This is a genomic window from Enterobacter sp. S-33 (assembly GCF_028735835.1).
Classification (GTDB): domain Bacteria; phylum Pseudomonadota; class Gammaproteobacteria; order Enterobacterales; family Enterobacteriaceae; genus Enterobacter; species Enterobacter vonholyi.
Genome location: NZ_CP117838.1, coordinates 2982008 through 3005551, shown reverse-complemented (window position 1 = coordinate 3005551; position 23544 = coordinate 2982008). Strand labels below are relative to the sequence as shown.

Here is a 23544-nt window from a genome sequence, read left to right as displayed (position 1 = left end):
TAAATCCATACATCTTTTTCTGGAAAATACTTTGCAGGATTAGCATTTGTCCCCCATCATTTGAAATGGAGTTTCAACTTTTCTCGCTAAGGTCCATTTTGAACGTCACTGCCTCCTTACGCCAGGCGATAACGCGCACGCCATGGTATGCAAAACGTAAAAGCTATCGTGTCCTGTTCTGGCGTGAAATCACCCCTCTTGCTGTGCCTATCTTCCTGGAAAATACCTGCGTTCTGCTGATGGGGGTTCTGAGCACCTTTCTGGTGAGCTGGCTGGGTAAAGAGGCGATGGCTGGGGTTGGGCTGGCGGACAGCTTTAACATGGTGGTGATCTCGTTCTTTGCCGCCATAGACCTCGGGACGACGGTGGTGGTGGCCTTTAGCCTCGGCAAGCTGGATCCCAAACGTGCACGCGAGGCGGCCCGCCAGTCGCTGATGATCATGACCATTTTTTCGGTCGTCCTGGCGGCGGTGATCCACTATTTTGGTAAAGAGATTATCGATTTTGTCGCCGGGGAGGCCACGAACGAGGTTAAAGACCTGGCGCTGACCTACCTGGAGATGACCGTCATAAGCTATCCGGCAGCGGCCATTGCCCTTATTGGCAGCGGCGCGCTGCGCGGGGCGGGCAACACCAAAATTCCGCTACTGATCAACGGCGGGATGAATATCCTCAATATCATTATCAGCAGCGTGCTGATCTACGGCGTGTTCTCGTGGGACGGGCTGGGCTTCGTCGGTGCCGGACTGGGTTTAACCATTTCACGCTATATCGGTGCGGCAGCCATCATCGGGGTACTGATGGCGGGGATCACCCCCTCGCTGCGCCTCACGCTGAAAAGCTATTTCCGCCCCTTTAATTTCGCCATTATCTGGGAAGTGATGGGGATCGGCATTCCCGCAAGCATTGAATCTGTGCTGTTTAACGGCGGGAAATTGCTGACGCAGATGTTTGTCGCCGGGATGGGCACCGACGTGATAGCCGGTAACTTTATCGCTTTTTCTATCGCCTCGCTGATTAACCTGCCGGGTAACGCGCTGGGGTCGGCATCGACCATCATCACCGGTAAACGGCTCGGGAAAGGGCAGATAGGCCAGGCGGAGCGGCAGCTGCGGCATGTTTTCTGGCTGTCGACCATTGGACTGACGCTGATCGCCTGGGGAACTGCGCCCTTTGCCGGGCTGATGGCCTCGTTTTATACCCACGAAGACGACGTTAAAGAGGTCGTTAAGATCCTCATCTGGCTCAACGCGGCCTTTATGCCCATCTGGGCGGCCTCATGGGTATTGCCCGCCGGGCTGAAGGGGGCGCGCGACGCCCGCTTTGCGATGTGGGTTTCGATGCTCGGCATGTGGGGATGTCGCGTTGTGGCGGGGTATACGCTCGGGGTAATGCTCGGATGGGGAGTGGTCGGCGTCTGGCTGGGGATGTTCCTCGATTGGGCCGTACGTGGGGCGCTGTTCTACTGGCGGATGGTCAGCGGGCGCTGGCTGTGGAAATATCCGCGGAAAAATGCCTGACAATTGCGCGAAGTGGAGAATAATTCGGCAAACGATCGGAAATATGCATTCTGCCTTTGACATCCCGGGGGAGCATCGATAATATGCGCCCCGTTCACACGATTCCTCTGTAGTTCAGTCGGTAGAACGGCGGACTGTTAATCCGTATGTCACTGGTTCGAGTCCAGTCAGAGGAGCCAAATTTAAAAAGCCTGCTTTTGAAGCAGGCTTTTTGCTTTTCTGCGCCGGGTAAAATTGTCGGGTGGCGGCTTCGCCTTACCCGACCTACGGGACTGTTGGCCCGGCAAGCGCAGCGCCACCGGGCAACAAACCGAACTACTGTTTGACGCGAACCGGTGCCGTCGCCTCTACCAGCCACGGACGCGCATCGCTGTTCACCAGTGGTGACAGCGCCTCACGGACCTGCTGGTGATACGCATCCAGCCACTGTTTTTCCTGCTCGCTCAACAGATGCAGCTCAACCTGACTTAAGTCGATCGGGATAAGCGTCAGCGAGGCAAATTTGCAGAATCCCGGGCGGCTCTCCACAATCTCCACCTGGTTTTCAATACGAATACCGTGGCTATCGCCCAGATAGTAGCCCGGCTCGATAGTCATGATATTTCCCGCCACCAGCGGCCACGGGTTGACCTTTTTGGCGATGCGATGCGGGTTCTCATGGATCAGCAGCTGGTGCCCCACGCCGTGCCCCGTACCGTGATCGTAATCCAGCCCCATCTCCCACAGCGGGCGACGCGCAAACGCATCCAGCTGATGTCCCTGAGTCCCGGAAGGGAACTGCAGGGTAATCAGCGACAGGAAGCCTCTCAGCACGGCGGTGTAGTGCAGGCGCTGCTCCGGGGCGACTTTACCCCATGCCAGCGTGCGCGTGGCGTCAGTGGTGCCATTAGCGTAATGACCGCCGGAATCGTTCAGGTAAAAATGGTCATGGCCGATAGGCTTATTGCTGGCCTCGCTCGAATGATAGTGGCACATTGCCGCATTGCTCGAAGAGGCGGAGATGGTCGCAAAACTCTGCTCGATAAACCCCGGCTGCTGTTTGCGGAACGCAAGCTGCTGTGCCTGGACTTCCAGCTCGGTGAGCGGATTTCCTGCCGCCTCGCGAAGCGGCACTTCGCGGCTCAGCCAGGCGAGGAAATTGACCCACGCGGCACCGTCCTGGTAATGACACTCGCGATAGCCTGCCAGTTCTACCGGGTTTTTGGTGGCTTTCATCAGGGTGATAGGGTCCGTCCGCCAGACAATTTCTCCGCGTGGTTCAATGGCGAAGCGCAGGGCAACCGGCGCGGAATCGGCATCAACCATCACCCGTTTGCCTTCAGCAATCTGCTGGCAGCGTTCGACAAAGGCGTCCTGTGGCGCAATGGTGAACGCACTGCGGACGTCTTCAGGCAGGGCGCCGAGCTTGCTGTCGTTAACAAACCACTCAACGCGGCCGTCACGGCTAAGAAGAGCAAAAGAGAGCGGTACCGGGCTGTAAGGGATATCCGCGCCGCGGACGTTTAACAGCCAGGCGATATTATCCGGCAGGGTAACGGCGAGATAATCGGCATTGTTCGCGGCCAGCACGGCAGCGACGCGCTGACGTTTGTCCGCGCTGCATTCGCCGCTGTGTTCAACCGGCATATCCCGGATAAGCCCCGCCGGCGCGGCAGGGCGATCGGTCCAAAGCGTGTCAAACGGCGAGGCTTTCAGCGGGACCAGCTCGCAAGGCGTGGCGGACAGTTGCTCAAACTCTGAGTGGGTCATCAGCAGCGGGTCAAAACCGATGCGCGTGCCTGACTCAACGTTTTCTGCCAGCCATTCAGCCAGCGGCTCGTTGTGCAGGTGGTGAATTTCAATCTCGTCCAGATTCACCTGAACGCGGGCCTGGACCTGATAGCGCCCGTCAACGAACAGCAGCGCTTTATCCTTCAGTACCAGCGCGACGCCGGCAGAGCCGTCAAAGCCCGTCAGCCAGGCCAGCTTTTCGTCGTACGGCGCGCAGTATTCGCTCTGCCATGCATCCGCGCGCGGGACGATCATCCCGTCGAGATGGCTGGCCTCAAGCCAGTGGCGCAGGGCAGAGAGCGGTGATGTGCTGGACATTGTTTTTCCTTATCGTTATTAGCGGAACGGCGGCTCGTTGAAGGTGCGCAGCTTGCGCGAATGCAGTCTGTCACCTTCCGCCCGAAGCAGGTCGATGGCGCGAATGCCGATTTGCAGATGCTCTGAGATAGCCCCTTCATAGAAACGGTTGGCCTGGCCGGGCAGCTTAATTTCGCCGTGCAGCGGCTTATCGGAAACGCACAGCAGCGTGCCGTACGGAACGCGGAAGCGATATCCCTGCGCGGCGATGGTGGCGCTCTCCATATCGATCGCCACCGCGCGGCTCAGGTTGAAGCGCAGCGCGGAGGCTGAGTAACGCAGCTCCCAGTTGCGGTCATCCGTCGTAACGACCGTACCGGTGCGCAGGCGCTGTTTGACCTCTTCACCCGGCATGCCGCTCACCTCTTTGGTGGCGTCGTACAGCGCGCGCTGCACTTCGGCGATGCTCGGGATTGGGATATCCGGCGGCAGCACGGCATCAAGCACGTGGTCATCACGCAGATAGGCGTGGGCCAGCACGTAATCACCAATCAGCTGGCTTTCGCGCAGGCCGCCGCAGTGGCCAATCATCAGCCATACGTCGGGGCGCAGTACCGCCAGATGGTCGCAGATGGTTTTGGCGTTTGACGGGCCGACGCCGATGTTGATCAGCGTAATGCCCTGACCGTCGGCGGTGATCAGGTGCCAGGCGGGCATCTGGTGTTTTTTCCACGCCAGATCGGAGATAGCCTGCTCGGGCGCTTCGGTCTCCGCGGTGATCCAGATCCCGCCCGCGCAGGAGAGCGCGATATACGGGCTTTCGGGGTCGAGGATCTGGCTGCAGCCCCAGCGGACGAATTCGTCAACGTAGCGGGTGTAGTTGGTAAAGAGCACGAACGGCTGGAAATGTTCGACTGGCGTACCGGTGTAGTGGCGCAGGCGCGCCAGGGAGAAATCGACCCGGCGGGCGTCAAAGTGCGACAGAGGAGAAAATTCGGCCGGGTGATAAATCCCGTCTGCCGTTTCATCGCCAATCTGCGAAAGCTCGGTGGTCGGGAAGTGGCGGGTCAGCCCCGCGCTCATGGAGCGGTCAAGGGTTAACGCCGAACCGTCAATCACGTACGGATAAGGGATCTCATGCTGCGAGGGCTCAACGGAAATGTGCGCGCCGTAATCCTGGTACAACAGCGTAAGCTGTTCTTCAAGATACGGGCGGAACAGCGCAGGGTGGGTGACGGTGGTGCTGTAGCAGCCGGAGTGGGTAAAACGGGCGTAGGCGCGGGTTTTGGGATTACTGCTGGCGCTGCCGTCCCAGGTCACAGAGAGCGATGGATAAACAAAAAGGCCCTCGGTTCTGGCCTTTTGGTCGGGGAGTTTCCCTGTTTCGATATATTCGCTAATGGCGCTGCGCAGCGCGTTGACGGACTGTTCATACAGCGCGTCGAGTTTTTCCAGCGCCTGAGCCGGGGTCAGGCTGGAGCCCTTATTATTCATCTCTGTCTCCTTGTTCCACAGGTGTGCGACTCTACCCGATAGTATGTCACACGCCTGTGAAACAAAAGTGAGATCAGCGGTGGCTCGTCTCTTTCATCAGCAGCGCCGTTGCCGCCGACAGCAGGCAACCGGCCAGAAGATAAATCGCCACGCTGTGCCAGTTGCCGCCGGAGAAGGTCACCAGCGCAGCGGCAATAAACGGCGTAAACCCGCCGCCAACCACGCTTGCGACCTGGTAGCCCACGCCCGCGCCGCTGTATCGGTAGCTGGCGCCGAACAGCTCGGTAAACATCGGCTGCTGCACGCAGACCACCATATCGTGAGCGATGTTCGCGAGCATGATGGCAAAGAAAACAATCCAGAAAACAGACTGCGCCTCCAGCGCCATAAAGAACGGCCAGGCGCTGAGGGTTCCAATCAGCGCCCCGGTGATATAAACGCGACGGCGACCAAACCTGTCCGCCAGCCAGGCGAAGCAGGGGATAGTCAGGCAGCTGATCCCGCCGACCAGCAGGCCAATATTCAGGAACAGTTCACGGGGCAGGCCGAGATTCTGCGTCGAGTAGTTCAGGGCAAAGGCGGTGACGATATACATCGTCAGCAGCTCGCACAGGCGCAGGGCGATAATTTTCAGAAAAGCGCCAGGGTGCCGGACAAGGGCTTCCATGACAGGAAGTCTTTTGTTAGCGGCCGGTTTTTCCTGCTGCTTTTCGAACTCTGCCGACTCCTCCATTCCGTTACGGATCCACAGCGCGGCAATGACCAGCACGATGCTGAAGATGAACGGAATGCGCCAGCCCCAGCTCAGGAACTGCTCGTCGGTGGTGAGCTGGCTGATGAGCGACACCAGCCCTGTGGAAAGCAACAGCCCTACGCCGTACCCAACCTGAACGCCACTGCTGTAAAACGCTTTTTTATTTTTTGGCGCGCTCTCAACGGATAGCAGCGCCGCGCCGCCCCATTCGCCGCCAACGGCAAAGCCCTGAATGGCGCGTAATGTCACCAGCAGCACCGGTGCCCACCACCCAATGGCGGAAAACGACGGGAGAATGCCAATCAGCGCGGTGGCGATCCCCATCATCCAGACGGTGAGCATCAGCATGCGCTTGCGGCCCAGGCGGTCGCCGAAGTGGCCGAAGATCACACCCCCCAGCGGGCGAAACAGAAAGCCAACGCCGAAGGTGGCAAACGCGGCGAGCGTACCCATCGCAGGGCTGACCTGGGGGAAGAATTCGCGGTTAAACACCAGCGCGGCGGTAATGCCGTAAAGCAGAAAATCATACCAGTCGACGACGGCACCCGCGAAGCTGCCGAGTGCGGCGCGGCGGGCACGATTGAGCGAAGGGGTCTCCTCGTTGGGACGATCGGAGATGAGGGTGGAGTCCATAGTTGTCCTGTCCGTACTAATTTTTAATTATTGGTATAAGAAAAGGTCACTCACATTGCGCCGTCATATAAACGGAACCTATGAGACTACCGCGACAAAACGCCCGAGAAAACGTTTTTATCTTTCCTGAAGGTGCTGAATAAATAAATTTCATCTTCGCCTGCAGCGAGATAATTGTGTCTTCTGGCTCCGTTACAGGCTGAATGGTTTACAGTAATAGTGACCGCCGCGTGAGTTAAGCTGAGGGAATAATGATGCAACGCACCTTTTCGGCATTCTGGATGATTCTGTTTTTATTCGTCGCACCGCTTCATGCGGAGCCCAACGTCTATGGTGAACAGCGTATCAGCGGCTGGTGGAACGCGCTGACGGACGATATTTCGCAAACCTGGGAGCAACCTCAGCGTTACGATCTGTACCTGCCGTTTCTGAGCTGGCACGCTCGCTTTATGTACGACAAAGAAAAAACCGATAAGTACAACGAAATGCCGTGGGGCGGTGGCCTGGGCGTTTCCCGCTATAACGAAGAGGGCAACTGGAGCGCGCTTTTCGCGATGATGTTCAAGGACTCGCACAACGAATGGCAGCCCGCGATGGGCTATGGCTGGGAGAAGGGCTGGTATCTGGATAATGCCAAAGATTTCCGCCTTGGGCTCGGTGCTGCAGCGGGCATCACGGCGCGAGATGATTTTGCAAACTATGTACCGCTACCGTTCATTTTCCCGCTGTTCTCTGCCGGCTACAAGCGCGTTACCGTCCAGTTCACCTATATTCCTGGAACCTATAACAACGGCAACGTGCTTTTTGCCTGGCTGCGCTTAGGCTTTTAAAGGGTGATCACCTTTTTTGCCACGGCGTTAGACAATACCAGCATGGAAAAGAGAACAGAGGTGACGAACGTAAGCACAATCAGCGCCAACTTCATTCCGAGAGAGGTCACCGGTATCAGCGCCGTCAGCAGATGAAACACCGAGTAGTGCACAATATACACGCCGGTCATCGTTTTGCTGATGGCGGCAAGAATGGACTCCTTGAATTCAGCATTGCGGCGAAAGCGCACGCCGTTCGCCGCAATCACCAGGGCAATAATCAGGATGTAGATCTGCGAGCCGGTGAGAATAAAGGCGTTTCTGTCGGCCTTAAACAGGGCAAAAAAGAAGTGGCGCTCGTAAAACCAGGTGAAAAGATAGATAAACGGGATGGCGATAACCGCCGCCCTGACTACATTTTTGCGGCTTATCCACTCGGCGATTTTAGGGTCGCAGAAAAGCTGCCCCGTCAGATAAAACAGCAGCCACGTCCACAGCCGATACTGCGGTGAAAGAGAAAGGACGTGCGTTTCAGGATAAAGCGCCGATAGCAGATCGTAGCCATAAGAAAAGAACAGCAGGGCAGCAATCGTGCCGCTGAGCAGCGCTCTTCGCTGGCTAAGCCACTCCACCGCCGGGTGGAAGGTGTAAATCACGACAAAGGCGAACACGAACCAGGGCTGGATTAAATACCCGCGCTGATAAGGCTCCCACAGGTAGTAGATCGTTATCCAGAACAGAAAAACAATCACCAGACTTTTAATTTTACCCAGCTGCCAGCGCGTGCCGTGCCGCGATTGTCCGTCGAGATAGCCCGACACCACAAAAAACAGCGGTGTGGCAATCGTCGAGATAAAGGTTAAAAACCCCAGGATCCAGTGATAGTCATAATCATAATGATCCCAGGTATTGTAGATGGTAAAGAAGGTCACCGCCGTCATACAGCCCAGCGTCTTGATAATGTTCAGCCCTGTCGCATTCATTGTTGTTTGGCTTCGTCCTTACGATGGAAACACGCGTAGATCACGGGGAGTACCAGCAGCGTCAGGATTGTAGCAAACCCCAGTCCAAACATAATCACAACGGCCATGCTCTGGAAGAAAACATCCAGCAGTAGCGGAGCCAGGCCAAGTACGGTAGTGAACGCGGTGAGCAGGATAGGGCGCAGGCGCGAGGTGGCGGCATAAACGATCGCGCTGTGCTGATCCTTTTGCATTTTCTGCTGTTCAATCTCTTCCACCAGCACGATGCCGTTGCGGATGAGCATTCCGCTCAGGCTCAGCAGACCTATCAGCGCCATAAAGCCAAAGGGAATGCCGGTAATTAAAAATCCTGGCGTGACGCCAATCAGCGCAAGCGGTACGGTCAGCCAGATTGCGACGGCATTTTTTACAGAGCTGAACATCAGCACCGTAATGACAAACATCACCAGATACCCGAGGGGCAGCGTTGTGAATAGTCCTTGCTGCGCTTCGCTGGAGTTTTCCGCATCGCCTCCCCACTCGATGCTGTAGCCGTGTGGCAGGGTAAGGGCATCCACTTGCGGCTTGACGCGGGCGAGAATATCGCCGGAGGTTTGCTGGCTAAGCGGGTCCGGTTCCGTCTGAACCGTCAGTACCCGCGAGCGGTCGCGTCGAAGGATGAGCGGATCTTCCCACTCCAGCGAGAAGCTGCTGACGACGTTACTCAGCGGGATATACTGCTGCCGCGCCTGGCTCCACACCAGCACGTTGTTCAGGTGGCTGGCATCCAGCCTTTCACTTTCCGGGGGCCTCACCACCACGGGCAGCAGGTCGCTGCCTTCCCGATACAACCCCGCCCGGCTGCCGGAGAAATTCATTTCCAGCGCGTTGTCGACGTCCTGCTTATCCACGCCAAGCTCGCGTCCCAGCGCGGCGACGTACTGCGGACGGATCACTTTGCTGCGGTTTTGCCAGTCGTTTCGGACGCTGCCCGTGGCCGGGTCGCGCGCCAGAATATCGTCCACCTGGCTGGCAATCAGGCGCAGCCTGTCAGGATCCGGGCCTTTAATACGCACTTCAATGGCGCTGTCGCCGGAGGGGCCAAACATCACCCGTTTGGTGCTGGCGTTGACCTGCGGATAGTTTCGCGCGATGTACTCATCCACGTAGCGCGTCAGAGCGGCGATGTTGCGCTGGTCATCCATGCGCACCATGATCTGCGCGTAGTTGCTGTACTGCCGCTGTCCGCTGTAGGTCAGAATAAAGCGCATGCTCCCCTGACCGATGGTAGAGACGGTGGTTTCCACGCCGGGCTGGCCCGTGATGGTTTTCTCAATATCACCGGTCATTTTCTCGGTCCATTTGATATCGGTCCCGTAGGGTAACCACAGGTCGACAAAGAAAATCGGCGTGTTGGACGACGGGAAAAAGTTTTGCCGCACCGCGCCAAACCCCCAGACAGACGCGGCCAGCAGGGCGGCCATCACTACCAGCGTCGGTGCCTTATGGTGCAGCAGCGTGTTAAGCAGGCGCTGGTAGAGGCGGTAGAGACGTTTGTCGTAAGGATCTGACTCGTCGGCGTTGTCCGGCGCGCTGTCGTTTTTAAACAACCACCACTTAATCAGCACCGGGGTGAGGGTGAGCGCCGAAAACCAGCTCAGCATCAGGGAAATCAGCAGCACCTGGAAAAGGGATTTACAGTATTCCCCGGTGGAATCCTGCGACAGCCCGATAGGCGCAAACGCCAGGATGGCGATCACAGTCGCCCCCAGCAGCGGCAGGGCGGAGCGGCGGATGATATTATTAACGGCGGTTAACAGCGGTGAGCCCTGCTGCCGGGCAATCAACACCCCTTCGACAATCACGATGGCGTTATCCACCAGCATGCTGAGGGCGATAATCAGCGCCCCGAGCGAGATCCGCTGCAGCTCAATGCCACAGAGATACATAATCAGCAGCGTGCCCAGCACGTTAAGGGCCAGAGAAACCGCGATGATTATCCCGCTGCGCACCCCCATAAAGATCAGCAGCACGCCGATGACGATCGCCAGCGCCATCAGGAAGTTAATAATAAAACCGTTAACAGAGTGGCCCACTTCGGCTGCCTGATCGTAAAACAGGTCTATCTGTATGCCTGCCGGTTTTTCCGCCGACATCTGGTTTAGCTTCGCCTCCAGCGCGTGGCCCACGTCGATCACATTCACGCCGGGAATAAACGAGACGCCCATGGTGACGGCTTTTTTGCCGTTGACATGGTAGATACTGGCCGGCGATTCGTTTAGCCCGCGCGACAGCGTGGCGATGTCCCGCAGACGCGTCGCCGCCCCGGTGCCGGAAGGCGTGATGATAAGATCCGCCAGTTCATCAAGATTCTCGAATTCACCGGTCGGGTGCAGACGAATGGATTCGCTGCCGGAGGTGATTTCTCCGGCGCTGGAAACGACGTTAAGTCTGCTGAGCAGAGCGGAAAGCTGGTTCAGCGTAATGCCGCGCGCGGCCATTTTGGTCAGAGAGATATCGATGTTGACCTGCTGGCTAATGGCCCCGCCGATGGCGACCTTCGCAACCCCGGGAACCAGAATTAACTCGCGGCGCAGCTGTTCCGCATATCTCACCAGTTCAGGATTACTGAATTCATCCCCGGAAATGGCGAAGAAGAAGCCGAATACGTCGCCGAAATCGTCATTTACAAAGGGCGTGACGACGCCGGGCGGGAACTGACGCGAGGCATCGCCCACGCGGCGGCGCAGTTCATCCCAAATCTGCGGCAGTTCGTTCGAGTGATAGCGTGACGCAATGTTAACGGTGATTTGCGACAGACCGTTTGAAGAGATGGAGCTCACGTTGTCCAGATAAGGCAGCTGCTGAAGGGCATTCTCCAGCGGAAGCGTCACCTCTTCTTCAACCTGCTGAGCGGATGCGCCGGGGTAGTGGGTGACCACCACTGCGGTTTTGATGGTAAAGGCGGGGTCTTCCAGCCTGCCGATATTTAACAGGGCGAAAATACCCCCGATGCCCAGCAGCAGAATCGTTAGCCAGACGCGTACGGGGTTATTAATAAATTGACGAGAAATATCCATTACAGTCCCCGTTCACGCGTCCAGATACGCACCGGCTGGTTAGCATGGAGTTCCCCAACGCCTGCGGCAACCACGCGTTCGCCCGCTTTAAGCCCGCTGACGATCGTCACGCCTTCGCTACTCACTTGACCTACGCTGACCTTGCGGTCTTCAAGATGGAGCGCGTCGCCTTCTCCTGCCACGACCCAGACGTGCGGCTCATTGCGCGGGCTGTTGTCTGGATTAAAGACGGCCTCAACCGGTACGACCAGCGCCTGAGCGCCTGCGCCAGCAGGGAGGTTGGTTAAATTGATGGTCACCGTACCGCTTACGCCACCGACGGCGGGAAAATCATCTGGTCGCGGCATGGTCAGTATCACCTGCCAGGTCAGGGTATTGCTGTCGCTGCTGCCCGAGTGCTCTTTGTAGACGGCGGTAAATTCCCGATCCGGAATGGCGTTAATTCTTACCACGGGGCGATACTGCGCGTTGCGGATATCAAAGGTCTTAAACAGGTTCTCAGGAATACTAAACACAACGTCCAGCAGGTCGGTGCGGGTTAACGTCGCGATAGGCTGACCGGCTGACACCACCTGATGGTTTCGGACATGTACGCTGGCCACCGTCCCGCTAAAGGGGGCGACGAGCGTCATCTGATTCAACTCTTCTCGGGCAATTTGTAGCGCCGCATTCGCCGAATCGCGGTTCGCGCGCTGCACGTCCATTTCTGCTTTCGAAATCGCCTGGCGGCCCGCCAGCGTCTGGAAGCGATCGAATTGCCTCTGGGCCAGCGTCGCCGCCGTTTGTCTGTCGTTAACCCGCTGCTGGGCTTCACGGGCGTTCAGTCTGGCAAGCTGTTGTCCCTGTTTAACGGCTGCGCCCTGACGTACATCGAGCACTTCAATTTGGCCTGCGCGCTTGAAGGAAAGGTCTGTAGCATCGCCCGATTCAATGCGGGCGGGGAAAACGCGCTGCTGGGCGTGACCGGGAACCGTCACCTCCGCCACTTTTACCATCCTGGGCAGGGGGGACGCTTGCTTGGGTTTCGGGTCGCACGCCGTGAGCGTTAACAAAACGAACGGTAAAAGAGAGAGGTAGCGGTTCACTGTATTCCCCTAATAAATAACTGTTTTATTTATTCCATAACCTGGACAGGGGTGACACTATTCAGCCAGAACAGTGACGACCATATAGGTAAATAAACCAATCGCCGTGCTGGCGATAATAGCAAGCGCGATAAACATACCCAGGCGGATCAGGCTTAAACCATACATAAATTCCTCCATGAGCCGGAAGCGGTGGCTGACTATGAGCATAGTCTGCGAAAAGATAAATGTTAAATAACCATTATCAGTGGGCAAGCGCTAAACCTGATATTCCTGTGCTACGTTTAATATCATCCATCTCTTTTTACCGTAACTGGCATTAAGGGCAACCCCCTGCATTTAATGCGTTTTTTTGCTTCATTCACTCTCGTGTTGGTTATAAAAAGGATGCTCGATATGTATAAAAACATTCTCGTTCCGGTGGATGTCTACGAGACAAGCCTGGCGGATAAAGCGTTGCAGCATGCACATTTTCTGGCGCAAAGCGCATCGGGTGACATTCATTTGCTGCACGTCATGCCCAAATTTTCAGCCGAACTGACGCGCGGTTTTATTTCAGATGCGCGCAAGATGGATGAATATATGATTAATAATTCGAAAGAAAAACTGTCTGACCTGGTCAAAAAATTGAATCTGCCGGAAGATCGTGTCCATCTCCATGTTCGTAGCGGAAATGTTCGTGATGAGGTTATTAAGCTGGCGGATGAACTTGCTGCTGGCGCGATTATTGTCGGCTCTCGAAATCCCAATATTCAAACCCATTTGTTAGGTTCGGAGGCGGCAAGTATTGTCCGTTACGCCCATGTTCCTGTTTTCGTTATTCGTTAATTACATGAAAGCAAGGTGATTTCTGAATAGAACCTGAGGAAGGAACGATGAAAACAGGAAAACCTGAACGTCCGTATTATCAACAAACCGTTGACGAAACCCTGTCGAATATCCACTCCACTCTGGAAGGACTTAGCGGCACTGAGGCATCAGCCCGACTTCAGCAGCATGGTGAGAATGCGTTGCCGCAAAAAAAGGGCAAACCCGCCTGGCTGCGCTTCCTTGCGCATTTTAACGATGTATTGATTTACGTTCTGCTGGTGGCCGCGTTGCTTAAGCTCTTTATGGGCCACTGGGTAGACATGTTTGTGATCCTTGGGGTTGCCATCATTAACGCCCTGATTGGCCATATCCAGGAGAGCAATGCTGAAAAATCGTTGCAGAGTATTCGCAATATGCTCTCCAGCGAAGCCGTGGTGGTACGACAGGGGAATCATGAAACGATCCCCACCACGGCGCTGGTCCCGGGAGATATCGTGGTGATCCGTGCCGGGGATCGTATCCCTGCGGACCTGCGCGTCATTGAAGCGCATAACCTTCGCGTGGAGGAGGCCATCCTGACCGGCGAATCCACCGTTGTTGAGAAAAACAGCGATGCGTTAAGCGGGGAACGGCCGTTAGGTGACCGGTATAATCTGCTCTACTCAGGCACCACCGTTAGCTCCGGCGGCGGTAAAGGCGTGGTGGTGGCAACCGGGGGCGAGACCGAGCTTGGCCACATCAATCAGATGATGTCCGACATTGAAAAGCACCGCACGCCGCTGATGGTGCAGATGGATAAGCTCGGTAAAACCATCTTTATTACTATCCTGGTCATGATGGTGGCGCTGTTTGTCTTTAGCCTCCTGTTCCGGGATATGCCGGTTTCTGAACTGGTGCTGTCGCTTATCAGCCTCGCCGTTGCCGCCGTGCCGGAAGGCCTGCCGGCCATCATTTCCATCATCCTTTCGCTTGGTGTACAGGCCATGGCGCGACGCAAGGCCATCATTCGCAAGCTGCCTACGGTGGAAACGCTGGGTGCGATGACGGTCATCTGCTCGGATAAAACCGGCACCCTGACGATGAATGAAATGACGGTCAAAGCGGTGATTACCGCTGACACGACCTATCGCGTGGAGGGCGACAGCTACGAACCGGTGGGGAATATTCACCCCGTAGATGACCCGACGCCCGTCAGCGTGACGCAGGGTTCCCTGCTGGAACGCTACCTGCGTACAATCGACCTCTGCAATGACAGCCAGCTGATCAAAGACGAGCAGGGGCTGTGGAAAATCACCGGCGGTCCGACCGAGGGCGCGCTGAAGGTGCTGGCGGCGAAAATTTCGCTTCCACCGCTTGATACCGAAATGCGCAGCAAAATCCCGTTTGATTCGCAGTATAAATACATGTCCACCCTGTACCGGCTGGGCGAAGAAGAGGCGATTTTAATCACCGGCGCGCCGGACGTCCTGTTCCGCCTCTGCCAGTACCAGCAGACGAATGACGGACTGCAGCCTTTCGATCAGCCTTACTGGGAAGGAAAGATTGAAGAGTATGCCCGGGAAGGGTTGCGTATGGTGGCTGCGGCCTGGAAACCTGCCCGCGAGGGACAGCGCGAGCTGGATCACCCGGACCTCCATGATGGCGTGATCCTGCTGGGTATTGCAGGAATGATGGATCCGCCGCGTCCGGAGGCCATAACCGCGATTGCCGACTGTCTGCAGGCCGGGATCCGCGTGAAAATGATCACCGGCGACCACCCGCAAACGGCCATGAGCATTGGGCAAATGTTGGGGATTGGTAACGCCGCAAGCGCTATCACCGGACGCGAGCTGGAGGCAATGGACGATCGTCAGCTGAGCGACGCCGCGCAGCAGTACGATATTTTCGCCCGAACCAGCCCGGAGGATAAATTCCGCCTCGTGCAGGCCCTGCAAAGTAAACAGGAAGTGGTGGGCATGACCGGGGATGGCGTAAATGATGCCCCGGCGCTCAAGCGGGCGGATGTGGGTATCGCCATGGGGATTAAGGGGACGGAAGTCACCAAGGAAGCCGCCGACATGGTGTTAACGGATGACAACTTTGCCACCATTGCCAGTGCGGTGCACGAGGGACGTCGGGTTTACGATAACCTGAAAAAAACCATTCTGTTCGTTATCCCGAGCAACATCGCGCAGGCCCTGCTGATCATCATCGCGCTGCTGGCGGGGAACCTGATCCCGCTCACCCCGGTCCTGATCCTGTGGATGAACATGGCGACGTCGGCAACGCTGTCGTTTGGCCTGGCGTTTGAAGCGGGTGAGAAGGACATCATGAACCGCCCACCGCGTAAGGCGAATCTGCATGTGATGGATGGCTATGCCATCTGGCGCGTGGTGTTTGTCGGTCTGATGATTGCCATTAGCGCCTTCGTGCTGGAAGCGTGGCTACAGCCGCGCGGCTATTCGGCGGAATTTATCCGCACCGTGCTGCTGCAAACCCTGGTGACCGCGCAGTGGTTCTACATGCTTAACTGCCGCGTTAATGATGGCTTCTCGCTGAGCAAAGGCCTGCTGGCGAATAAAGGGATTTGGATCGTGAGCGGCGTACTGCTGGCGCTACAGCTTCTTATCATCTACGCACCGTTCATGCAGATGCTGTTTGGCACCGAAGCGCTGCCGTTCCGCTACTGGGTCATCACCTTGCTGATTGGTTTTGTGATGTTCCTTATTGTCGAGGCGGAGAAAGTGCTGACGCGCAGGTGGCGCAAAACCGAAGCGTAATAGCGTAAACTGAGAAAGCCTGCCTGAGCCCGGGCTTTCTCTTTTTTGAGCACAGGATATTATGATGCGACTTACCTGGTTCGTCCTTGCGCTGTGTGCCGCTATACCCGGCGCGTTTGCCGTAACCTATACCCTACCGCCGGAAGGCAGTCGTCTGGTGGGAACCCCGATTATCATCACCGTTCCTGAAGGTAACACGCTGCCTCTGGAAGCCTTTGCCGCGCAGTACGGGCAGGGGCTGAGCAACCTGCTGGAAGCAAACCCGGGCGTAGATCCTTTTTTGCCTAAATCCGGCACCCGGCTGACGATCCCTCAGCAGCTGATTCTGCCCGACACCGTCCGCGAGGGCATTATCGTGAATGCCGCGGAAATGCGTCTCTACTATTATCCGCCTGGCGGCAATACCGTTGAAGTTCTGCCCATCGGCATCGGTCAGGCCGGACGCGAAACTCCGCGTAACTGGGTGACGGCCGTTGAGCGTAAGCAGGAGGGGCCAACCTGGTCTCCGACGCCGAACACGCGCCGTGCCTATGCGGCAGAAGGGAAAACGCTTCCGGCATTCGTACCCGCCGGGCCGGATAACCCGATGGGCCTGTATGCGATTTATATTGGCAGGCTGTATGCCATTCACGGCACAAACTCGAATTTCGGCATCGGGCTACGGGTGAGCCAGGGCTGTATCCGTCTGCGCAATAACGACATCAAATACCTTTTCGATAACGTTCCCGTAGGAACCCGCGTGCAGCTTATCGACAGGCCGGTTAAAGTCACCACCGAGCCGGACGGCAGCCGCTGGGTGGAAGTTCACGAGCCATTATCACGCAACCGCGCGGAGTTTGAATCGACCAGTAAAGTGCCGCTGCCCATTTCAGCCGCGCAGCGAACGCAGCTGATAAACGAGGGGGCAGGAGCCGAACTGGAACGGCGGTCCGGGATGCCGGTGAAGCTTGGCATGTAAAGGCATAGTGCGGGGACACACGAGTCCCGTAGGGCGGGTAAGGCGAAGCCGCCACCCGACAATTTTACCCGACGCAGAAAAGCAAAAAGCCTGCTTCAAAAGCAGGCTTTTCAAATTTGGCTCCTCTGACTGGACTCGAACCAGTGACATACGGATTAACAGTCCGCCGTTCTACCGACTGAACTACAGAGGAATCGTGTGAACGGGGCGCATATTATCGACCTGCGTTCGCCTTGTCAAAGGGTGGATCTACGCCTTTTGATCGTTTGCTGACAAAATCGGCAAAGTGATGTTTTTGGCAGCGGAATGCACCGTCATGGTGCGGGTATACCCCTAATGGGGCAGATCATAAACTGCTGTTTCGGTAATAAAACCCCCCTCCATGATTAGGTTTCCTTATTTTCAGGCGCTTAGCGCCCAATTCAGACCGCCTGGTAAAAGTGGCATTCATATTGCAAAACCTGTTCAACAACGACAGCCGGTTCCGGCACAGCATTTCGAACAGGGGGCAAAATGAACTTAAGACGACTGAAATACTTCGTAAAAATCGTCGATATCGGCAGCCTGACTCAAGCGGCAGAAGTGCTGCATATCGCGCAGCCTGCGCTGAGCCAGCAGGTGGCTACTCTGGAAGGCGAGATGGATCAGCAGCTACTGATTCGTACCAAACGCGGCGTTACGCCAACGGAAGCAGGCAAAATCCTCTATACCCACGCACGCACCATTCTTCGCCAGTGTGAACAGGCGCAGCTGGCGGTGAACAACGTAGGCCAGACACTGAGCGGGCACGTTTCTATCGGCCTGGCGCCGGGAACGGCCGCGTCCTCTATTACCATGCCGCTGCTGCAGGCCGTCCGCGCCGAGCTGCCTGAAGTTCTGGTCTATCTGCACGAAAACAGCGGTTCCGTACTGAATGAAAAACTGCTCAACGGCCAGTTAGATATGGCGGTTCTTTACGATCGCTCCCCGGTCGCCGGGATCACCAGCCAGCCGCTGCTGAAAGAAGATCTCTACCTCGTGGGCACCCGCGACTGTCCGGGTCAGAGCGTAGACCTTACCGCCGTGGCAGAGATGAACCTCTATCTGCCGCGCGACTACAGCGCCGTGCGCGTGCGCGTGGACGAAGCGTTCTCCCTGCGCCGCCTGACGGCCAAAATCATCGGTGAAATTGACTCAATCTCCACGCTCACCGCGGCCATTGCCAGCGGGATGGGGGTGACCGTGCTGCCGGAATCCGCAGCCCGCTCGCTGTGCAGCGCGGCAAACGGCTGGATGGCGCGGATCACCACGCCTTCCATGAGCCTGCCGCTGTCGCTGAACATGTCTGCTCGCGGTTCGCTGTCGCCGCAGGCGCAGGCGGTAAAAGAAATTTTGATGTCGCTGGTAAGCAAGCCGTCGCTTGAGAACCGTGAACTCCAGCTCGTGAGCTGATATTCCATAAAAGCATAAGATGCTGGTTTTTATTATTTGTTCTGCAGCGCGGCAGACTCTAACAATAGAGCTATGTCAGATGCGCCGGAGTGAATCGTGAATTTCCAGCAACTTAAAATCATCCGTGAGGCGGCCAGGCGGGACTACAACCTGACCGAGGTCGCCAATATGCTTTATACCTCCCAGTCCGGCGTCAGCCGCCATATCCGCGAGCTGGAAGAGGAACTGGGCATAGAGATCTTTATCCGTCGCGGCAAGCGGCTGCTCGGCATGACGGAGCCGGGTAAGGCTTTGCTCACCATCGCAGAGCGGATCCTCAACGAGGCCAGCAACGTGCGTCGTCTGGCGGATCTCTTCACTAACGACGCCTCGGGCGTGCTCACTATTGCCACTACCCACACCCAGGCGCGCTACAGCCTGCCGCCGGTGATTAAAGCGTTCCGCGAACTTTTCCCTGACGTCCGTCTGGAGCTTATTCAGGGCACGCCGCAGGAAATTGAAGTGCTGCTGCAAAACGGTGGGGCGGATATCGGTATCGCCAGCGAACGCCTGAGCAACGACCCGCTGCTGGTGGCATTCCCCTGGTTCCGCTGGTACCACAGCTTATTACTCCCGGTCGATCATCCGCTCAATCAGGTCTCTCCCCTGACGCTGGAAGACGTTGCGAAATGGCCGCTCATTACCTACCGCCAGGGGATCACCGGACGCTCGCGTATTGATGAAGCCTTCAACCGTAAAGGATTAACGCCGGACATCGTGCTGAGCGCGCAGGATTCTGACGTGATCAAAACCTACGTCGAGCTGGGGCTGGGCATTGGGCTGGTGGCGGAACAGTCCAGCGGAGAACGCGAAGACGGTAACCTGGTGCGTCTTGACACGCGTCACCTGTTTGACGCCAACACCGTATGGCTTGGCCTGAAGCGCGGACAGCTGCAGCGCAACTATGTGTGGCGCTTTATCGAGCTGTGCAATGCCGGGCTGTCGGTGGATGAGATTAAACGTCAGGTCATGGAGCCGGAAGAAGTGGCGATTGATTATCAGATTTAGGTGCGGGTTTGCCCGGTGGCGCTGCGCTGGCCGAATCAGGGGGCAGGGATGTCGTCACTTGTTGTAAGTAGTGGGGACATGCTGCTGCATCAACTCAACGATCCAATCAATAAAAACGCGCAGTCTGGCGTTGACATGGCGGTTAGGCGGAAATGCCAGGTACAGGGGCATTGGCTTAATACGCCAGTCTTCAAATAGCGGAATTAAAGAGCCAGCAGTCTGATGCGCTGCCGCCATATAGACGGGGAGCGCAATCACGCCTAATCCCGCTAGCCCAGCCTCGAGATAGGCGTTGCCATCATCCACTGCAAGCACATAGTTTCCCGTGATTTCAATATGTTCACTCTCACAGCGCAGTACCAGAGGATCAATCTTACCGGTGCGTGAGGATAAGAATCCCACTATGCGATGGTCGGTATTTTCCAGCTCTCGCGGGTGCGCAGGGGCGCCGAGGCGTTCCACATAGCTCGGTGCGACGTAAATACCGATTTGCAAATCACCGACATGGCGTGCGATCAGGGACTGGTCGTTGATTTCGCCGCCCCGCACGACACAATCCACGTTGTCGCCGATCAGATCCACCACCCGGTCACTCACGCCCATGTCGAACTGGATTTCAGGGTAGCGTGCGTGAAAAGCCGGTAGCGCGGGCACCAGCACCAGGCGGGCGAGAGGAGTCGGCACATCTACCCGCAGGCGTCCCCTGGGCGTCATCGTCGCACTGGACAGGCTGTTTTCAGCATCTTCCATATCCGCCAGCAGGCGGATGACGCGCTCGTAGTAGACCGCGCCATCAGGAGTAACGCCGAGCCTGCGGGTGGTGCGATGGAGCAATTTGACGCGCAGGCGCGCTTCCAGCTGCTGAATGAGCTGCGTCACTGTAGTTTTGCTCATATGAAGCGTTTGGGCAGCCTTTGTGAAACTGCCTGCCTCCACCACGCGAGCAAAGGCGCGCATCGCGTCGAAACGATCCATCCCTTGTCCTCTCTTTTCACCGATTGTTTGGATATTACAAACAATGATGGACAAAGTCGCTTGTTTATCCGTCCGAACCTGCACCTGTAAAGTGTCTTTATGTGCAACGGGCTGATTTCGCCCTATTTCAAAGGTACAAACATGACAACACGCGAAGCTGTTTTTCCCCTCGGACGCCAGGCGCTCTATGAGCGCAATCGGTATTCACCGGCCATCAAATCCAACGGTTTCTTGTTCGTCTCGGGGCAGGTGGGTAGTCGTGAGGATGGTTCGCCTGAGCCCGATCTGAGAGCGCAGGTCAGGCTGGCCTTCGATAATCTTATTGCTGTCCTCGCGGCTGCGGGCTGCACGTTCGATGACGTGGTTGACGTGACCCTCTTTGTCGTCGATCCCGAGTCAAACCTCGACGCAATCTGGAGTATCCTGCCAGAATATTGGGGGGAAGCGCCTTACCCTACGCTGACCGGGGTCGGCGTGACGTGGCTGTACGGGTTCCAGTTTGAAATTAAGGTGATTGCCAGGCTGCCCTGAGTATTACTGGTCTTTCCGCCAGTCGAAAATAAGACAGAGGAAAAATGATGAGAGCAGCGGTTTATTGCCCGGAGGCGCTGCGCTTACCGTGCCCCAGGGTCCCCTGGGCCGGGTAAGGCGAAGCCGCCACCCGGCAAATTTTCCGAACGCAGAAAAGTAAAAAGCCTGCTTCAAAAGCAGGCTTTTCAAATTTGGCTCCTCTGACTGGACTCGAACCAGTGACATACGGATTAACAGTCCGCCGTTCTACCGACTGAACTACAGAGGAATCGTGTGAACGAGGCGCATAGTAGCGACCTCACTGCGCCTTGTCAAAGGGTGAAAACGCACTTTTCATTCGTTTGTCGACAATTTCAGCAAATCGCTGATTTTATAGTAAATTTGCGTTGAAATTACACAGTGAAATGCACCGCCCGCAGGCGGCGCGCAGGATTAGAACAGTACGGAGTAGTTCAGACCAAACGTCCGTCCACGGCCTTTATAGGTATACAGACCCGGTGCACCGTAGGTTGGGCTATACAGCCCCGGCGCGCGCTGGCCCCAGGCGGTGGTGTAGTCTTTGTCCAGCAGGTTTTCCACGCTGAAGCTGACTTTACCCACCGGCAGGGCGTAGCTGCCCAGGAAGTCGACCGTGTTATAGCCATCAATCTTCTTGCCGTCGGAGTCTGACACGTCAAAGGTCTGCGTGCTCTGCACGCGCAGGGTCCAGTCGCCCGGCGCCCAGTTGACCCACGCGCTGGCTTTCGACGGGCTGGCGCTGTCAACCGTCAGCTTCTCCCATTTCCCGTTTTCGCGGGTTTCTGACTTGATGGCGTTAAAGTTCGCGCCCGTGCTCCAGTCGCTGTCGGTGAAGAAATAGTCCACCTGACCTTCCACCCCGTAGATACGACGCTTGTCGTCTTCCAGGTTGATGGTCATATCCGTCTTGTTGATGGTGATGGTTTTATCCGAGAGCGAGTAATACGCCGCGACCTGCGTGCGCAGGTTATCGCCGGTGTAGCGCCAGCCCAGCTCATAAGCGTTGACCTTGATACCGTCCAGCGTCGAATCGTTCACGTTGACGCTGTTCAGCAGGCGATAGTGACCGTTGTTGAGCTGATAGGTGCCGGAGCCGTAGTACTTCGCCAGGTCCGGAATTTCGAAGCCCTGGGAGAAGTTAAACCACAGCTGCTGCTGTTCGGTCAGGCGACCGAGGATCCCGGCGTTAAACAGGAAGTTGTTGTAATCGGTTTTACCGCCCGGCACCGCGTCGGCGGAGGCTGCTTTCCCGGTGGCGATGGCCTGCTGCTGGGTGTAACCGACAAAATCGTCTACCTTGTTCTCGGTGTACTGGTAGCGCACGCCGCCGCTCAGGGTGATGGCGTCAATATCGTAGCTGGCCTGCAGGAACGGGGCGAGGTTGGTGATGCTGTAGCCCGGGTAGCGACCCACGTTGTAGGCGTTATCCAGCTCCATGCCGCCGCTCGCCGCGGCCTTGCTCAGGTTAAAGAACTGCTGGTTGGCGTCGAAGGTTTCGTGGTCGGCATCCACACCCCAGGTCAGCGTTAAATCGTCCACCGGCTTGCTGTTCAGCGTCAGCTTGCCGCCGTAAAAATCGGTTTTCTGCTGCGACGCGCCGATGCTGCTCACCACGCCTTTGGTCAGGGTCGGGAACGGGTAGTAGGTCAGGCTCTCGTCTCGATAGTAAATCTGCGCGACCAGATCCTGGCCCCAGAAGTCTGTATTGGAATACTGCAGGTTGATCAGATGGCGCTCGGTACCCGGCACGCGGTCAGAGTCCAGGTTACCTTTGTTGTACGCGGTCGCATCCCCCGTGACCGCCGAGAAGTTCTTCCCGAGATACAGACCATGCTTACCGTCGGACTCGCTCTTGTAGTACTGGGTAGTCAGCTGCAGCTGCTGATGATCGTCGATGTTAATGGTGCCTGTGCCCATCACGTCAATACGGTCAGAATACTGTAATCCGGTCTGGGTGTTATCGATGATCACCTCGTTGCCGTTGCCGTCATACCAGCCGCCGTAGCGCTGATACGACACCGACAGACGACCGGAAGCGTTATCGTTGCCGCCGCTGACCGCTGCCGACACGTTCTCATCGTGGTCGTTATGGCTATTAAAGCCGCTCTTTGTCCCGGTCTGGAACTCGACCTCGGTCTCCGGCTGGCCCTTTTTGGTGACGATGTTCACCAGGCCACCGGTGCTGCCGCCGCCGTAGAGTGACGTGGCGCCGGAGATGACTTCGATACGGTCAATGTTGAACGGATCGATAGAGTCCAGCTGGCGGCTGTCGCTGCGGGACGAGTTCAGGCGCACGCCGTCCACCATCACCATCATGGAGCGGCCGCGCAGGTTCATGCCGTAGTTGGTACGCCCCTGGCTGCTGACGTCCATGCCCGGGATCAGCTGTGCCAGCACCTCTTTAATCTCTTTCCCGCCCTGAACCTGCTGTTCAATTTCAGCCCGTTCAATGACCCAGGTAGTCTGCGCCATCTCCGCCACGCTGCGGTGCGCGCGGCTGGCGGAGACAACGATATTTTCTTCCTTTTGTTCTTCCGCCCACGCAGAGGTAGAAAGCATTGCAAGCAAGCAAGGATTTAAAACCCAAAGATGAGAACGTTTCATTGTTATG

Annotated in this window: 16 protein-coding genes and 3 tRNA genes; 9 read left to right on the top strand and 10 right to left on the bottom strand. The window is 56.7% G+C overall.

Going from position 1 to position 23544, the window contains the following annotated elements; genetic code table 11:
• Positions 1-65: 65 nt before the first annotated feature.
• Both emmdR and PUP35_RS14275 read left to right on the top strand, forming a co-directional pair.
• Positions 66-1520 carry a multidrug efflux MATE transporter EmmdR gene (gene emmdR / locus PUP35_RS14280; RefSeq protein WP_303080055.1) on the top strand — a complete coding sequence of 485 codons (1455 nt, stop codon included), beginning with the start codon at positions 66-68 and terminating at the stop codon, positions 1518-1520.
• Between the two features lie 103 nt (positions 1521-1623).
• Positions 1624-1699, top strand: a tRNA-Asn gene (locus tag PUP35_RS14275).
• Positions 1700-1835: 136 nt separating this feature from the next.
• Here the strand turns inward: PUP35_RS14275 and PUP35_RS14270 are convergent.
• The 3 genes from PUP35_RS14270 to shiA form a co-directional block, all read right to left on the bottom strand.
• Positions 1836-3608: an aminopeptidase P family protein gene (locus PUP35_RS14270; protein WP_274240320.1), complete on the bottom strand. Its 1773-nt coding sequence runs from the start codon at positions 3606-3608 to the stop codon at positions 1836-1838.
• A gap of 18 nt (positions 3609-3626) precedes the next feature.
• Positions 3627-5081, bottom strand: coding sequence for an AMP nucleosidase (locus tag PUP35_RS14265; protein ID WP_274240319.1), 1455 nt, complete (start codon positions 5079-5081; stop codon positions 3627-3629).
• 73 nt (positions 5082-5154) lie between these two features.
• The gene (shiA, locus tag PUP35_RS14260; RefSeq protein WP_274240318.1) at positions 5155-6468 is read right to left on the bottom strand and encodes a shikimate transporter; all 1314 of its coding nucleotides are present in this window, start codon (positions 6466-6468) and stop codon (positions 5155-5157) included.
• 254 nt (positions 6469-6722) lie between these two features.
• On the opposite strand from shiA, the gene pagP reads away from it, so the two are divergent.
• Positions 6723-7298, top strand: a complete 576-nt coding sequence (pagP, locus tag PUP35_RS14255; RefSeq protein ID WP_045403108.1) for a lipid IV(A) palmitoyltransferase PagP — start codon at positions 6723-6725, stop codon at positions 7296-7298.
• On the opposite strand, the gene PUP35_RS14250 is transcribed toward pagP, so the two are convergent.
• The 3 genes from PUP35_RS14250 to PUP35_RS14240 are packed head-to-tail and all read right to left on the bottom strand — an operon-like array spanning position 7295 to position 12404.
• The gene (locus PUP35_RS14250) at positions 7295-8260 is read right to left on the bottom strand and encodes an acyltransferase (RefSeq protein ID WP_115875764.1); all 966 of its coding nucleotides are present in this window, start codon (positions 8258-8260) and stop codon (positions 7295-7297) included. The two genes, pagP and PUP35_RS14250, sit on opposite strands and share 4 nt — an antisense overlap.
• The gene (locus tag PUP35_RS14245) at positions 8257-11319 is read right to left on the bottom strand and encodes an efflux RND transporter permease subunit (RefSeq protein ID WP_274240317.1); all 3063 of its coding nucleotides are present in this window, start codon (positions 11317-11319) and stop codon (positions 8257-8259) included. Before PUP35_RS14245 ends, PUP35_RS14250 begins: the two co-directional genes overlap by 4 nt.
• Entirely contained in the window at positions 11319-12404 is a 1086-nt protein-coding gene (locus tag PUP35_RS14240; RefSeq protein WP_274240316.1) for an efflux RND transporter periplasmic adaptor subunit, read from the bottom strand. The genes PUP35_RS14245 and PUP35_RS14240 overlap by 1 nt, the downstream gene beginning before the upstream one ends.
• A gap of 396 nt (positions 12405-12800) precedes the next feature.
• Here PUP35_RS14240 and PUP35_RS14235 point away from each other — a divergent pair, with 396 nt between their 5' ends.
• The 3 genes from PUP35_RS14235 (at position 12801) to ldtA (ending at position 16931) form a co-directional block, all read left to right on the top strand.
• Positions 12801-13232 carry a universal stress protein gene (locus PUP35_RS14235; protein WP_127731568.1) on the top strand — a complete coding sequence of 144 codons (432 nt, stop codon included), beginning with the start codon at positions 12801-12803 and terminating at the stop codon, positions 13230-13232.
• Positions 13233-13279: 47 nt separating this feature from the next.
• Positions 13280-15973, top strand: coding sequence for a cation-transporting P-type ATPase (locus PUP35_RS14230; RefSeq protein ID WP_274240315.1), 2694 nt, complete (start codon positions 13280-13282; stop codon positions 15971-15973).
• 61 nt (positions 15974-16034) lie between these two features.
• Positions 16035-16931 (top strand): L,D-transpeptidase, encoded by an 897-nt coding sequence (ldtA, locus tag PUP35_RS14225; RefSeq protein WP_271369721.1) that lies wholly within the window; start codon positions 16035-16037, stop codon positions 16929-16931.
• Between the two features lie 117 nt (positions 16932-17048).
• Here the strand turns inward: ldtA and PUP35_RS14220 are convergent.
• Positions 17049-17124: transfer RNA gene (locus PUP35_RS14220), tRNA-Asn, on the bottom strand.
• Between the two features lie 320 nt (positions 17125-17444).
• Between PUP35_RS14220 and nac the strand changes: the two genes are divergently transcribed.
• Together nac and cbl are read left to right on the top strand one after the other, a co-directional pair.
• On the top strand, positions 17445-18362 hold the full coding sequence (nac, locus tag PUP35_RS14215) for a nitrogen assimilation transcriptional regulator NAC (RefSeq protein ID WP_111966053.1): 918 nt from the start codon (positions 17445-17447) through the stop codon (positions 18360-18362).
• Between the two features lie 96 nt (positions 18363-18458).
• Positions 18459-19409, top strand: coding sequence for an HTH-type transcriptional regulator Cbl (cbl, locus tag PUP35_RS14210; RefSeq protein ID WP_111966052.1), 951 nt, complete (start codon positions 18459-18461; stop codon positions 19407-19409).
• A gap of 54 nt (positions 19410-19463) precedes the next feature.
• Here the strand turns inward: cbl and PUP35_RS14205 are convergent, their stop codons facing one another.
• The gene (locus tag PUP35_RS14205) at positions 19464-20384 is read right to left on the bottom strand and encodes a LysR family transcriptional regulator (protein ID WP_274240314.1); all 921 of its coding nucleotides are present in this window, start codon (positions 20382-20384) and stop codon (positions 19464-19466) included.
• Between the two features lie 141 nt (positions 20385-20525).
• Between PUP35_RS14205 and PUP35_RS14200 the strand changes: the two genes are divergently transcribed.
• Positions 20526-20915 carry a RidA family protein gene (locus PUP35_RS14200; protein ID WP_115875756.1) on the top strand — a complete coding sequence of 130 codons (390 nt, stop codon included), beginning with the start codon at positions 20526-20528 and terminating at the stop codon, positions 20913-20915.
• Positions 20916-21107: 192 nt separating this feature from the next.
• Here PUP35_RS14200 and PUP35_RS14195 read toward each other — a convergent pair.
• Both PUP35_RS14195 and PUP35_RS14190 read right to left on the bottom strand, forming a co-directional pair.
• Positions 21108-21183 (bottom strand) — tRNA-Asn (locus PUP35_RS14195).
• Between the two features lie 164 nt (positions 21184-21347).
• A complete protein-coding gene (locus PUP35_RS14190; protein ID WP_274240313.1) occupies positions 21348-23537 on the bottom strand; it encodes a TonB-dependent siderophore receptor in 2190 nt (729 codons plus the stop codon).
• Positions 23538-23544: the final 7 nt, after the last annotated feature.

Bases quoted from the DNA above. Each gene is read 5' to 3' on its own strand.
- nac (WP_111966053.1), top strand. From the start codon at position 17,445: ATGAACTTAAGACGACTGAAATACTTCGTAAAAATCGTCGATATCGGC.
- pagP (WP_045403108.1), top strand. From the start codon at position 6,723: ATGCAACGCACCTTTTCGGCATTCTGGATGATTCTGTTTTTATTCGTC.
- PUP35_RS14270 (WP_274240320.1), bottom strand. From the start codon at position 3,608: ATGTCCAGCACATCACCGCTCTCTGCCCTGCGCCACTGGCTTGAGGCC.
- PUP35_RS14205 (WP_274240314.1), bottom strand. From the start codon at position 20,384: ATGGATCGTTTCGACGCGATGCGCGCCTTTGCTCGCGTGGTGGAGGCA.
- PUP35_RS14245 (WP_274240317.1), bottom strand. From the start codon at position 11,319: ATGGATATTTCTCGTCAATTTATTAATAACCCCGTACGCGTCTGGCTA.
- shiA (WP_274240318.1), bottom strand. From the start codon at position 6,468: ATGGACTCCACCCTCATCTCCGATCGTCCCAACGAGGAGACCCCTTCG.
- PUP35_RS14235 (WP_127731568.1), top strand. From the start codon at position 12,801: ATGTATAAAAACATTCTCGTTCCGGTGGATGTCTACGAGACAAGCCTG.
- PUP35_RS14265 (WP_274240319.1), bottom strand. From the start codon at position 5,081: ATGAATAATAAGGGCTCCAGCCTGACCCCGGCTCAGGCGCTGGAAAAA.
- ldtA (WP_271369721.1), top strand. From the start codon at position 16,035: ATGATGCGACTTACCTGGTTCGTCCTTGCGCTGTGTGCCGCTATACCC.
- PUP35_RS14190 (WP_274240313.1), bottom strand. From the start codon at position 23,537: ATGAAACGTTCTCATCTTTGGGTTTTAAATCCTTGCTTGCTTGCAATG.
- PUP35_RS14200 (WP_115875756.1), top strand. From the start codon at position 20,526: ATGACAACACGCGAAGCTGTTTTTCCCCTCGGACGCCAGGCGCTCTAT.
- emmdR (WP_303080055.1), top strand. From the start codon at position 66: ATGGAGTTTCAACTTTTCTCGCTAAGGTCCATTTTGAACGTCACTGCC.
- PUP35_RS14250 (WP_115875764.1), bottom strand. From the start codon at position 8,260: ATGAATGCGACAGGGCTGAACATTATCAAGACGCTGGGCTGTATGACG.
- PUP35_RS14230 (WP_274240315.1), top strand. From the start codon at position 13,280: ATGAAAACAGGAAAACCTGAACGTCCGTATTATCAACAAACCGTTGAC.